The organism is Jeotgalibaca arthritidis, assembly GCF_011100465.1.
In the GTDB taxonomy this organism is placed as follows: Bacteria; Bacillota; Bacilli; order Lactobacillales; family Aerococcaceae; genus Jeotgalibaca; species Jeotgalibaca arthritidis.
Genome location: NZ_CP049740.1, coordinates 27,312 through 40,998, shown reverse-complemented (window position 1 = coordinate 40,998; position 13,687 = coordinate 27,312). Strand labels below are relative to the sequence as shown.

Here is a 13,687-nt window from a genome sequence, read left to right as displayed (position 1 = left end):
TCAGTACGAAAGTCTAATTTTAAAGGTGAATGGTCTAAATATGATGGTATATCTTTTTATAAATGATTTATAATAGGGTGTAAGCGTTTTATATGAAAGGAGTCTGCTATGACCACTTATACCTATACTAATCCGATTATTAAAGGGTTTAACCCTGACCCCAGTATTTGTCGTGTTGGGGATGATTTTTATTTAGCAACGAGTACCTTTGAATTTTTCCCAGGATTACCTGTTTATCACAGTAAAAATTTAATTGATTGGGAACTGGTTAGTCACGGCCTATCACGACCGGAACAAATGACCTTATCACGTAAAATTCCGAATGCCTTTGGTCTTTATGCGCCAACCATTCGGGAGATTAACGGCCGTTTTTATATGGTCTGTACCAATGTTGCCGATGATGATTTTGCCCAAGGGAACTTTTTGATTTGGACGGACGATATTCGCGGTGAATGGTCTGATCCGATTTGGCTAGACACACCGGGCATTGACCCATCACTTTTTGTCGATGATGATGGTACGGTTTATTATTCGGGTACGCATAAAGATATTTATGTGCGCCAATTAGGGGGAGTGTCACATGATTCATCAAACAATTGATTCATTTTATGAAAAAAGTTCCGCACGTTTAACGACCTATGTTATTGAAAATTCGCCTGAGATTGATATAAATCGTAAACGGCCGGCGATTATTATTTGTCCCGGTGGCGGCTATGAATTTTTATCCGATCGAGAGGCAGAGCCAATCGCAGTGAAGATGATGAGCTACGGTTATCAGGCGTTTGTGCTAGAATACAGCGTAAAACCGGCAGTTTATCCAAAAGCTCTTGAAGAATTAGCCAGTGCCGTACGATTAGTCCGTCAAAATAGTGACGACTGGCACGTTGATCCAGAGCGAATTATTGTAGCTGGCTTTTCAGCTGGTGGTCATTTAGCTGCTAGCTTAGGTGTCTTGTGGCAAGACGACCATTTAGTGCAAGCATTAGGTGGAAAGAAAGAAGACTGGCAACCAAATGGCTTATTGCTAGCTTATCCTGTCTTATCAAGTGGCGAATTTGCCCATGAAGGATCCTTTAAGGCTTTGCTGGCAGACAATTATGCCAGCTTAAAAGACGAGCTATCTCTGGAGAAACGGGTGAGTGCATTAACGCCACCAACATTCTTGTGGCACACGCTAGAAGACGGTCTTGTACCAGCAGAAAATAGTTTGCTTTTTGCAGATGCTTTGCGAAAAGCGGGTGTCCCTTACGAATTACATATCTTCCCTAAAGGAGGCCACGGATTAAGTTTAGCGACACATGAAACAGGCGGCAGAGGAGATTACGAGCGTGACGAAGCCGTTGCCGTTTGGCCGCAACTCTTTGCAACTTGGGTTAAACATAACGTTAGTTAAATAGAATAAAGAGGTTCAGAGCCTAAATGCTGTTCGAACCTCTGAATTACTTAAAAATAAAGAGGTTCAGAGCCATTAAAAGCGCTCGAACCTCTGGATTACTCAAAAATAAAGAGGTTCAGAGCCTAAAAGTCGCCCGAACCTCTGGATTACTCAAAAATAAAGAGGTTCAGAGCCTAAAAGTCGCCCGAACCTCTGAATTAATCAAAAATAAAGAGGTTCAGAACTAAAAAGTCGCCCGAACCTCTGGATTTCTCAAAAATAAAGAGGTTCAAGCCATTAAAAGCGCTCGAACCTCTTTGTTTTTATTATCTCCGCTCAAAGTCTAAGTATCTGCTACCTTGATAAGATAATTTGCCGCTATCGCCCTCAGCTAATTGCCCGTATTCTTTGCCACTTATTCGAAATTCAAGACGCTGGTTGCTGTCGAATTGAAAGGTCACATAATAAGTTGTCGAAGTCGACGGATGATTGTGATGGATGCCTCCTGGACCATGATTAACATTGTTGTGCCGCTTAATGTCTGCCCGTTTTGACGTGACGCGCGCCTCCACAGACCGAATCGGTGACTGATTATTGCTATTCCATGTTATGATGCCTCTGACCGCTTGGAAAATAATAGTGCCAATTACCATGATAAAGATGATCGGGATGAATGATTCAACTAGAAAAAACATGCCAACACTCCTTTATTTGCTCGATCGTTATCGTTACTTCCATTATACCCTTTAGAAAAGCCATTAAGCAATCGCATGATAGTATCATTAAAAGTGTTCTTTTTCTCTGACGTTACTGTTATACTAATTCAGCGATGAAAAAGAAAGTAGGACATTATGGAAAACAAAACATTTGAATCATTCGGTCTAAGCAATGAAATCTTGACAGCTCTAGCTAGCTTGCGCTACCGCAAACCAACAGCTGTCCAAGAAGAAGTGCTGGCACCAGCATTAACTAAAAAAGATATTATGGCTCAGTCACAAACCGGTAGTGGGAAAACAGCTGCCTTTGGTATTCCCCTATGCGAACAAATTATCTGGGAAGAAAATAAGCCACAAGCTTTAATTATTGTACCCACACGTGAATTAGCGCTACAAATTAAAGAAGAATTAACAAATATCGGCCGCCTAAAACGTATTAAAGTGACAGCTGTTTTTGGGAAGTCTCCCTTTAAAATCCAAAAATCAGAGCTCAAACAAAAGAGCCATATTGTTGTTGGAACACCGGGTCGTTTACTCGAGCACTTGCAAGAAGGCACTTTGAAGGTTGATAAAGTGAATAGCCTTGTACTGGATGAAGCCGATGAAATGCTAAATATGGGCTTTATTGATCAAGTAGAAGCGATTATTGACTATTTACCAACAGACCGCCAAACCATGCTGTTTTCAGCAACCATGCCATCTGAAGTAGAGCGATTAGCTGAGTTTTATATGAAATCTGACCGTCTAGCATTGTCATTAGAATCAAAGCAAACAAAACCAGCTATTCAGCAATCGTTTATTAAAGTAGGAGACATGGATAAGCCACAACTCTTACTTAATTTACTAACGATTGAAAACCCTGATGCGAGTATTATTTTCTGTAATACAAAAGGTGCCGTTGACGACTTAGTGACCTTCTTAAGCAAAGAGGGCATAACTGTTGATAAATTACATGGTGGCATGGATCAAGATGATCGCCTAGCTGTCATGAGTGATTTCCGATTAGGGAAATTACGGTACCTCGTAGCTACAGACGTTGCTGCACGAGGAATTGATGTAGACACTGTTACACACGTCATTAACTATGATGTTCCTTTTGAAAAAGAAAGCTTCACTCATCGAACAGGACGTACGGGTCGTGCCGGTCGAAAAGGCCTAGCCCTAACCATGGTGTCTGACAAAGACACTTACCAATGGCAAACGGTTCGTGATTATGCCTTTGACGAAACGGATGAGCTGACGGAAGTCTTTCCGCCGAGCCAACGTCTTGTATCGCGTATGCAAGCTGCCTTTGAAAAGAAAAGCCAAAGTCGCCTGACACCAAAAGCACCACGTAACAAAGACTTAAACAAAGGCATTACCAAAGTTTATTTTAACGGCGGGAAAAAGAAAAAATTACGCGCCATTGATTTTGTAGGGACTCTGACGAATATTAAGGGTGTGGATGCAGACGATATTGGCATTATTACCATTCAAGAAAACGTGACTTATATCGAAATTCTAAATGGCAAGGGTAGCTTCGTCATTTCAGAAATGCAAGACAGAACGATTAAAGGTAAACAATTAAAAGTAAGAAAAGCTCGTAAATAACAAATAAGCGCCAAGTTAAGAAATCACTTCTTAGCTTGGCGCTTTTTCTTATAGTGCGCTCCATTTTCGACTCTCTAATAAACAGGCGTGCCTGATTTCATCAAAATGGATTTTTTCTTGGTTAATATAAATACCCATGGCATCAGCACCTTTAAGATAGCCAACCACATCATCAAAATAATTGCCTTCATTGTCAACTGCTTCCAGTTGGATAGCGACTTGTTTGTTTTTGAGCCTCGCTTCTTCCAAAACTTGACCAATATCGTAGAGGTCCATTTGTGGTTTTTGTCTATTGATGTTTAACTGCGCTGCAGCATATTTTTCCTGCTCTAACGAATGTTCAGACAGGTAAAAGCCTGCCCATTTTTTCATACCACGATCGCGGTAGTGGTCATTTAAATATTTACTCATCACTGAATTCCCTCCATTCCGCCAGCATGGCCACCAACTAAGCTACTACGGTGAATGGCAGTTGCGCCATCCAGTAAACTGCTAGCGTGTACAAGTGACTGAAAGCCATACTTTTCTCTAATTTTATCTACCAAATAATCGAGTTGTTCTTCGGCGATTTGCTTTTCTGGGTCCTCAAATAGATCTAATTGAATATCAGAACTATAGCTTAGTTTAGAATAGGAAATTCCAATTCGCCTCACCGCTTGTCCACCATAATAGTTGTCAAACAGTTCTAAACAATAAGCAACCAATTTTTTAGAATGAGAAGTAGGTGGTATTTTGAGTTGACGAGAGAAACCTTCTGCCGTTTCATATTTAGAGTAACCAACATACAAACTCACACATCCCGTTTGGCAGTGTCGCCTACGAATCCGAGCCGCAACTTGTTCAGCCATTTCACGAATGACAAGTTTAATTTCATGTCGGTAAAGGTAGTCTTTGGGCAAAATTTGCGAATTACCATAACTTTTCTCCAGAGGCTTATAGCGCTCGCGAATATTGCTACGATCAATTCCCCATGCGTTGGCAAACAACTGCTCACCGATGATACCCATCTTTTCTTTTAATTGATAAAAATCACTATGAGCCAGGTCGTAAACCGTGTGAATGCCCATTTTATTGAGCTTCAGTGCTGTTCGACTGCCAATTCCCCACATATCGCTCAAGTCATTTATTTTCCAGATTTTATTGGGAACATCTTGATAGCGCCATTCAGCAATGAAGTCGCGGTTATGCTTGGCCTCAATATCTAGCGCTAACTTAGCTAGTAACATATTATCGCCAATCCCAATGGTGACATACAGGCCAGTTTGCTGATAAACCTGTTTTTGAATAGTTCGGGCCATATCGTAAGCTGTTTTTTCCTTGAATAAGGCTAGACTAGGGCGAATCGATAGAAAGGACTCATCAATGCTGTAAATATATAAATCTTCATCGCTGACAAAATGACGGTAGATTTGGTTAATCTCATTATTTTTCTCAATATAACGTGTCATTCGAGGTGGAACAACAATGAGATCAGGATGGGGCGGTATATCGTATTTACGCGTGACATTGTTAATTCCGAGAATTTCTTTAGACTTGGGAGAGGCAGCTAAGACAATGCCACCATCATTTTCAGCATTACTCATCACGACTAGTAAAGCTCTTAGCGGATGATAACCACGATCCACACACTCAACAGAAGCGAAAAATGATTTCACGTCGATACACAAAATATCGTCGCTCCTCTCAGACGAATAATCGAACATCACCATCAATCCTCCTTTACCCATATTATAAGAACGTACGTTCGATTTGTAAAGGGGAACAAAAAGGAAAGTTTTGCTAGAAGACTTCCGCTTGTCCACAGCGTAAGTTATAATAATAGTTATCTGACTACAACATATTGAAATTAAAGGAGCATGGTATAATAATGCAAGAACAACAATCAAAAACACTTTATCAAGCGCTATGGAATAGTGCTGATATTTTGCGTTCAAAAATGGGAGCAGGTGAGTATAAGGACTATCTACTAGGACTTATTTTTTATAAATATTTATCAGATCGTATGCTTTATCATGCGGCTGACCTGTTAGAAAAAGAGGTTCATAATTTAGATGAGGCTCAACAAGTATATGTCGATGCCTTTAATGACCCAGAAGATAAAGATGATCTGATTGATACTTTAAAATATGATTATTCATATGCTTTAGAACCAGAATTGACTTTTACTGCTATTGTTCAAAGAGTTAATAAAGGTAAATTCCAATTGGAAGAGCTTGTTCAGGGATTTAGAAATATTGAACAAAGCGATGAATTGTTTGAAAATCTTTTTGAAGACGTGGACTTATATTCTAAAAAATTAGGTGCAACTCCTCAAAAGCAAAATCAGACCATATCAGCTGTTATTAAAGAACTAGCGAGCCTTGAGCTTGCTCATCAAGGTGATGCATTAGGCGATGCTTATGAATATTTAATTAGTCAATTCGCCTCTGATTCTGGTAAAAAAGCAGGTGAATTCTACACACCACAATCTGTTTCAACATTGATGACACAGATTGTATTGTTAGGAAAAGAGAATCAAAAAGGATTTAGTGTATACGACCCTACGATGGGATCAGGTTCACTATTATTAAACGTAAAAAAATTATCCAACCAACCAGGAACGATAAATTATTTTGGACAAGAATTAAATACAACTACCTATAATTTAGCGCGTATGAATATGATTCTGCATGGAGTAGACGTCGCTAACCAACATTTACATAATGCAGATACATTGGATGCTGACTGGCCAACAGAAGAACCAACAAACTTTGATGGTGTATTAATGAATCCGCCATATAGTGCAAAGTGGTCTGCAGATAAAGGCTTTTTGGATGATGCTCGCTTCTCTATGTATGGCGTTTTAGCACCAAAATCAAAAGCTGATTTTGCATTTTTACTTCATGGCTATTATCACTTAAAAGATACGGGTGTTATGGCTATTGTTCTACCACATGGTGTTTTATTTAGGGGAGCAGCTGAAGGTAAAATTCGTCAAAGCTTATTAGAAAATGGCGCAATCGATACAGTTATTGGTTTACCAGCAAATATTTTCTTTAGTACAAGCATTCCAACAACTGTTATTATTCTTAAAAAGAATAGAGAGAGCAAAGATGTTCTTTTTATTGATGCTTCAAACGACTTTACTAAAGCTAAAAATCAAAACAATCTAGAAGAAGAGCATATCCAGAAAATATTAGAAACTTATAAAAATAGAAATAATGTAGAAAAGTATGCCCATCTTGCAACATTTGAAGAGATTGTAGAGAATGACTACAATTTAAATATCCCTCGCTACGTTGATACTTTTGAAGAGGAGGAACCAATCTCCTTAAAAGAAGTTTCAAAAGAATTAGCTGATATTGATAGACAAATTGCCGAAACCAATGCAGAACTTGCTAAAATGGCTCAAGAACTAACAGCCGCAACACCTGAGGCACAGGAAGAATTAGACTACTTTATTGAATTTTTAACAAGTATAGATTCAAAAGGTGGTGCTTTCAGTGACTAAAAAAGCGCCAGAAATCAGGTTTAAAGGGTTTGAAGATGATTGGGAACAGCGTAAGTTAGGAGAAGTATTCTTTCAGACATCCAAATATGTCAATCCGAAAGAGTCAAATCTGGAATTATGGAGTTTAACAGTTGAGAATGGATTAACACCTAAAACTGAACGATATAATAGAGAGTTTCTGGTGAAGAAAGAAGATCAATTTAAATCAGTTGACCACAATGAATTCATATATAATCCTATGAATATGACATTAGGTGCAGTTGATTTAAATCTAACTGGTAAGACTGTTGCTGTATCAGGATATTACATTACTATGCTTTCTAAAGATGGATTCGATAGTAAATACTTTAGTATATGGTTAAAGTCACCCCTAGCCATAAAAATGTATAAATTATATGCAACTGGTTCGCTGATTGAGAGACAGCGAGTTCAATTTCCAACACTATCTCAAATAAAGTCTAGTGTGCCTCAGATAGAAGAACAGACTAAGATTGGTTCATTTTTCAAGCAGCTTGATGATACTATCGCTCTTCATCAGCGTAAGTTAGAACAATTAGAATTGATTAAACAGGCATTATTACAGAAGTTATTTCCCAAAGCAGGTGAAACCATTCCTGAACTAAGGCTTAGGGGCTTTAATGAACCTTTGGGACAGGAGAAGTTTGAAAAGGTGCTTAAAATACACCCTTTCCGTCAGTACTTGGCTGAATCTGTTGAAAATGGCAGGTATGAAATTGTTCAGCAAGGAGATAACCCTATTATTGGTTACGCAAATGGCGTACCTTTTCAAAATTTTGATGGTGTGACATTATTTGGCGATCATACGGTTTCTTTATATAAACCATCAAAACCTTTCTTTATAGCCACTGATGGAGTAAAAATTTTAAGTGGAGAAGATTTTAACGGAAAATACTTATATACAATGTTAGAGCGCTTTAAGCCTAAATCTCAAGGTTATAAAAGACATTTATCAATCCTTAAAAGTGAGGTAATCTATTATACTAAAAACAGTACTGAACAGGTGAAGATTGGAGAATTGTTTAGTCAATTCGATCGCATTATTACTCTTAATCAAAATAAAATAAAAAATTTAACAAAAATAAAAAACTCTCTCCTGCAAAAAATGTTTATTTGATTTTTATATTTACTCTTAATCTCCTAATATGTGTTTAGGTGTCTTGCACCTAGATACTATTAGGAGGTTTTTTTATTGAACAAGAAAGATGAATCAAGTAAATTATTTCATATATATTTTGAGGGATGGGTGGAATTATATAAAGTTGGGGCGGTTAGAGATATTACTTTAAATAAATATTATATGACAAAAAAGAAAATTCAAGAGCTGGCTCCTGATCTCAAATTGTGTGAGTTGACACGAACAACATATCAAACATTGCTAAATGATTATGCACTTACTCATGAGAAACAAACGACTATGGACTTCCACCATCAAATAAAAGGAGCGGTTCTCGATGCTGTGGAAGAAGGTTTAATTACTTCAAACCCAACACGAAAAATAATTATTAAAGGAAAAGAACCAAAAGAAAAGAGACAGAAATTTTTAAATCAATTCGAACTACAAGCATTACTAAAACAATTAAATCTTACACAAGAATTAAATTGGGACTGGTTTATATTATTAATAGCAAAGACAGGCCTTAGATTTTCTGAGGCCTTAGCACTTACACCAGAAGATTTTGATTTTTTTAATCAAACACTGACAGTTAATAAAACATGGAACTATAAAACATCTGTTGGGACATTCCAACCAACCAAAAACAAATCTTCAGTAAGAAAAATACCGATTGATTGGCAGATTACAATGCAATTCTCTAATTTAGTTAAAAATCTAGAAAAAGATAAACCCATATTTGTTGAAACAAGAGTTTTTAATTCTACCATTAACAAACGATTGAATATATTATGCATGCAGGCCAGCATCCCCATAATTACCCTTCACAGTTTAAGACATACACATGCTTCGTTGTTATTATTTGCAGGTGTATCAATAGCCAGTGTCGCTAGACGATTGGGACACTCCAGTATGTCCACGACTCAAGAAACCTACTTGCATATTATCCAAGAATTAGAGAACCAGGATAATGACAAGATTATACGACATTTAGCTATGTTAGGTTAAATTAAAAAAGCATCATATTCCCCCATGTAGAAAGGGAATATGATGCTTTTTCAGATAAACATTTTTGCTAGAAGAGATTTTTTAAATTGTTGGTAACCGTTTATTTTTCTTTGATGAAGTGCGATAGTCTCATCAATTTTTTTGAACAAATCACCTAGTTTAATTTGTTCCTCACTCTTAGAAGGAGAAAGAAAATTATATTGATTTAATTCATCTCTGTTTATTTTAGGCATTCCTGTTCTCATAGAAACAGAAACTGAATAATTATAAAAATTCTTTGTTTGTAAAATAGTGTATAGGAACTCTTGAACCATTCCTTTTTTTGAATTTAAAATATACGCATCTGCACTTGCTAATCCTTCGAAATCTATATGAACATATTTTGCTAACTGAGGATTAATTTTCCCATAAATAATATCTCCAGAATAAAACTTGAATTTTCCACTAATTAAATTATCCTCTTTTACAGATTTCACATTATCTAGTAATCTTCCTGAAAATGATTCTATATTTCCTGGACCAATATGTGGTAGATTGTCATATTCACCTGTCTTTGGATTAACCATATTAGTAGACATATCGACTGTATCAATCCACTTGCTTTGTTCCCAAGATTCATTAAAACCTCTAAATCGTAATTCAGGAACAGTCTCGCCTGTTTTCGGAAATAATTTCTGTAATAATGCCCGTTTAAGCAGTTCTAATTGCTCTAATTTACGCTGATGAAGGGTGATGGTGTCATCTAGTTGTTTGAAAAAGGTGCCGATTTTTCTCTGTTCATCAAAACTTGGAATACGAATTGGCATTTGTGCCATCTGTTTTCCAGAAACTTCTACAAATGTTGAACCAGCTCCTGTTACTTCACCATATTTTTTTAATTCATTAGTTCTTGAGAAAATAAAATATGAATCAAGAATATTTTCCCTAGGCAATATTGATTGAAACCCTTGATTTGTCGAGCCTTGTTTAGCCAAAATAGCTGTATTTCCAATTCCAGCTCTTGATGTAAAAAGAACGGTACCAACAGGAAGAATTTTTGCTGAACTCTTTTGAAGACCAAACTCAGTAATTTTCTTTTGGCTCTCTGTCACATAGATTTGATTACCTATCTCAGCTGGAGAATACCAATCAATATCACCACCCCAATATTCAGAAATTCCAGTGCTTGGTGTTCCACCACCAACAATTTCTGCTACTTCCCCCAACTTACGCTGTTCCCAAGGGAAATAATAATGATTTTGTAACTTTCTTCACTAAATTCATAACTAAAATGATATACTTATTTTAATAGACTATAAGTAGAAGAGGGGGATTTTAGTTGCTTAAAATGACGCCTGAGCAAGTATTAGAAGATACATTAATTAATAAGCTTATAAATGGTGATTCTCAGTGGACCTATCGAGAAGACTTACGTACTGAAGAAGATTTATGGGAGAATTTCCGCCAAAAACTAGAAAATAATAATAAAGATATTTTAAAAGATAGACCTCTTACTGAACAGGAATTTTATCAAATAAAAAACCAGTTGAATTTTTCTAGCTTTTATAAAGCTGCTGAGTGGTTAACTGGAGAGAATGGTATCGCAAAAGTTGAAGTCCAACGTGAAGATGCTAGTCTAGGAATAATTCGACTAAGAGTCATTAATCGTCAAGATGTTGCAGGTGGAATATCATCTTACGAAGTTATTAATCAATTTAAATCAGATAAACGATCATTTGAAGATTTAAATAGAAGATTCGATGTTACGCTGTTAATCAATGGTTTGCCAATGATTCATATAGAGTTGAAGAATAGAAACCATCCTTATATGGATGCGTTTAGACAAATACAAAAATATATAAAAGAAGCTAAATTTACTGGGATTTATTCTACTCTTCAAATGTTTGTAGTTACAAATGGGTCGGATACACGTTATATTTCGGCTAGTACAAAGCTAAACGAGCAGTTTTTAACTAAATGGGTGGATGGGGATAATCATCCAGTAACAGATTATTTAGAGTTTGCTGAGGATGTGTTATCTATCCCAATGGCGCATAAAATGGTGACACAGTATACAGTTATTGACTATGATAAAAAGAATTTAATTGTTTTAAGGCCATACCAAATTCATGCAATAGAGGCTGTAAAGAAAGCATCTGGAGAAATGAAGTCTGGATATGTTTGGCACACTACGGGATCAGGAAAGACACTGACATCCTATAAGGTAGCTAGAAACTTATTACAAATTCCATCAATTGATAAAACAATTTTTATTGTTGATAGGGTAGACTTAGACCAACAGACAACCGCCTCATTTACGTCATATTCTAAAAATGATGTCATTGAAATTAATGAAACAGATAATGTCAACGACCTCATAAAAAAACTATTATCAGAGGATAGGACTCTTATTATTACGACTATTCAAAAGTTAAATCATGTGATGAAGAGATTTGCTAAGCAAGAGGGAACAAAGCGCTATGAAAAGTTAACGCAACGTAAAATTGCATTTGTTGTTGATGAATGCCATCGTGCAGTAAGCGCAATGAAGAAGCAAGAAATTGAAGAATTCTTTATCCATTCGTTGTGGTATGGTTTTACAGGAACACCGATATTTAAAGAAAATGCTAAAAAAGAAGTTGGTAACTTAGCTCGAACTACAGCTCAACTTTATGGAGAAAAGTTGCATGAATATACCGTAAAAGAAGCGATACATGACAGCGCAGTATTAGGCTTTCAAGTAGAGTACAAATCAACTTTTTCAGAAGATGAGCTTGATAGGATTATCAGTACAGTAGAAGGAAAAAGTGAAGAACATGTTAGCATGATGGATCTAGAAGAGAAAGAAGCACGCTTGCCTAACAGTATTTATGAAAATGAGCAGCATATGCTTGAAGTTATTAACTCAATTATCAATAAGTCACGTAAAAAATTAGGGTTCAACATTCAAGGCTCAGGAGAAACATTTAGTGCAATTTTAACGACATCATCGATTGCCCAAGCACAGAGATATTATGACTTATTTAAAAAAGTGAAAGCAGGAAAAACATCCGTTACCATTAGCGAGCAGACCAAAAAAAGGCTGCCGGATTTCCCTAAGGTAGCCATCACTTATTCAATATCTGAAAACGAAGAAGCATCGATTACGAATCAAGAAAAGATGAAAGAATCAATTAGAGATTATAATGAAGAATTTGATACTAATTTTTCTATGGAAACACTACGCGCATATAACGGTAATGTAAATGAGAGATTAGCTCGCAAGAAGGAACGATATAAAGTTCGTTCAGAACAGCTTGATTTAGTAATTGTAGTTGACCGATTATTAACAGGCTTTGATGCGCCAAGTTTGTCAACATTATTTATTGATCGACAACCGATGAAGCCACACGACTTAATACAGGCTTTTTCCAGAACAAATCGCTTAATTAATAAATATAAAAAATATGGCCAAGTTGTAACATTCCAAATACCTAAAACGTTTGAAGAACGTGTGAAAGAAGCATTGATCCTTTATTCAAATGGAGGAGAGAATGACGTTTTAGCGCCAACTTGGGAGGAAGCAAGAGATCGGTTTATTAATGCTATTAACGAGCTTGAAGAAATTGTAAATGATCCATCGGAGGTAGATAGCTTAAATAAGATTGGTTTGAAGCGTTTTGTGAAAGCTTTCCAAACGTTAGATCGGACATTTACAGCAGTGCAAGTTTATTCTAATTTTGAAGAAGATCAGCTCGGAACAATATTCCCTATAGAGATGTCAAAAATAGAAGAGTTAAGAGGCAAATATGTAAATGCAATTGAAAAAATAAGAACAGAACCCGTTGATGCTGAAATTATTGAAATAGATATTGAATATGAATTAGAGTCAATAAAAACAGAAGAGATAAATTATGAGTATATTTTGATGTTAATCCAAGCGTTTGTACCTAGTGGTGATGATGAATATGAATTGCTTGCTAAGGAAGATGGTAAAGCAACCCAAGAAGTTAATAAATACTTAGATGAACTATCACAAACAAATCCAAAACTCTCATTGTTAATGAGAAATCTTTGGAATGATATTTTACAAGAGCCAGAAAGATATCGTGATCAAAATATTTCTTATATACTCCAAGATAGAGTTGAAAAGACAAGGGAAAATGTCGTACATGGCTTCTCGAAAAAATGGCACGTAAAAGAAGAAGATCTTAGTTATGTAGTGGCAAACTATAATCCTAAAAAAGAGAAACAAAGCGGAGAAAGTGAACTTAAACAATCATCTGATTATGAAGGGTATAAATTATCAGCAGAAGACCCAGTACCTAAATTACGTTATTGGAAGAATGTTCGAAAAGAATTAAACGATATTATGAATGAGGAAATTTTACCTTTGCAGCAAAGATAAAAAAATGAGT

The 13,687-nt window shown here is 36.2% G+C and carries 10 protein-coding genes and 1 pseudogene; 7 read left to right on the top strand and 4 right to left on the bottom strand.

Annotation, left to right across the window (positions count from 1 at the left end; genetic code table 11):
- Positions 1 to 108 precede the first annotated feature (108 nt).
- Both G7057_RS00250 and G7057_RS00245 read left to right on the top strand, forming a co-directional pair.
- The gene (locus tag G7057_RS00250; protein WP_166160513.1) at positions 109 to 600 is read left to right on the top strand and encodes a family 43 glycosylhydrolase; all 492 of its coding nucleotides are present in this window, start codon (positions 109 to 111) and stop codon (positions 598 to 600) included.
- Positions 581 to 1,393 carry an alpha/beta hydrolase gene (locus tag G7057_RS00245; protein ID WP_166160512.1) on the top strand — a complete coding sequence of 271 codons (813 nt, stop codon included), beginning with the start codon at positions 581 to 583 and terminating at the stop codon, positions 1,391 to 1,393. Before G7057_RS00250 ends, G7057_RS00245 begins: the two co-directional genes overlap by 20 nt.
- 308 nt (positions 1,394 to 1,701) lie before the next feature.
- Here the strand turns inward: G7057_RS00245 and G7057_RS00240 are convergent, their stop codons facing one another.
- Positions 1,702 to 2,070: a DUF2500 domain-containing protein gene (locus G7057_RS00240; protein WP_166160511.1), complete on the bottom strand. Its 369-nt coding sequence runs from the start codon at positions 2,068 to 2,070 to the stop codon at positions 1,702 to 1,704.
- Between the two features lie 156 nt (positions 2,071 to 2,226).
- On the opposite strand from G7057_RS00240, the gene G7057_RS00235 reads away from it, so the two are divergent.
- On the top strand, positions 2,227 to 3,681 hold the full coding sequence (locus G7057_RS00235) for a DEAD/DEAH box helicase (protein ID WP_166160510.1): 1,455 nt from the start codon (positions 2,227 to 2,229) through the stop codon (positions 3,679 to 3,681).
- A 48-nt stretch (positions 3,682 to 3,729) separates the two neighbouring features.
- Here G7057_RS00235 and G7057_RS00230 read toward each other — a convergent pair whose 3' ends face one another.
- Together G7057_RS00230 and G7057_RS00225 are read right to left on the bottom strand one after the other, a co-directional pair.
- On the bottom strand, positions 3,730 to 4,092 hold the full coding sequence (locus tag G7057_RS00230; RefSeq protein WP_166160509.1) for a hypothetical protein: 363 nt from the start codon (positions 4,090 to 4,092) through the stop codon (positions 3,730 to 3,732).
- Positions 4,092 to 5,393, bottom strand: a complete 1,302-nt coding sequence (locus G7057_RS00225; protein ID WP_227004606.1) for a Y-family DNA polymerase — start codon at positions 5,391 to 5,393, stop codon at positions 4,092 to 4,094. Before G7057_RS00225 ends, G7057_RS00230 begins: the two co-directional genes overlap by 1 nt.
- Before the next feature lie 155 nt (positions 5,394 to 5,548).
- On the opposite strand from G7057_RS00225, the gene G7057_RS00220 reads away from it, so the two are divergent.
- From G7057_RS00220 to G7057_RS00210, 3 genes are all read left to right on the top strand, one after another.
- Positions 5,549 to 7,171: a type I restriction-modification system subunit M gene (locus tag G7057_RS00220; RefSeq protein ID WP_166160508.1), complete on the top strand. Its 1,623-nt coding sequence runs from the start codon at positions 5,549 to 5,551 to the stop codon at positions 7,169 to 7,171.
- A complete protein-coding gene (locus G7057_RS00215; RefSeq protein WP_166160507.1) occupies positions 7,164 to 8,306 on the top strand; it encodes a restriction endonuclease subunit S in 1,143 nt (380 codons plus the stop codon). Before G7057_RS00220 ends, G7057_RS00215 begins: the two co-directional genes overlap by 8 nt.
- 75 nt (positions 8,307 to 8,381) lie before the next feature.
- Positions 8,382 to 9,311: a site-specific integrase gene (locus G7057_RS00210; RefSeq protein WP_193566090.1), complete on the top strand. Its 930-nt coding sequence runs from the start codon at positions 8,382 to 8,384 to the stop codon at positions 9,309 to 9,311.
- Between the two features lie 50 nt (positions 9,312 to 9,361).
- Here the strand turns inward: G7057_RS00210 and G7057_RS00205 are convergent.
- Positions 9,362 to 10,531: pseudogene (locus tag G7057_RS00205) on the bottom strand (restriction endonuclease subunit S); the annotation flags it as partial.
- Positions 10,532 to 10,638: 107 nt separating this feature from the next.
- On the opposite strand from G7057_RS00205, the gene G7057_RS00200 reads away from it, so the two are divergent.
- On the top strand, positions 10,639 to 13,677 hold the full coding sequence (locus G7057_RS00200) for a type I restriction endonuclease subunit R (protein WP_193566106.1): 3,039 nt from the start codon (positions 10,639 to 10,641) through the stop codon (positions 13,675 to 13,677).
- Positions 13,678 to 13,687 lie beyond the last annotated feature (10 nt).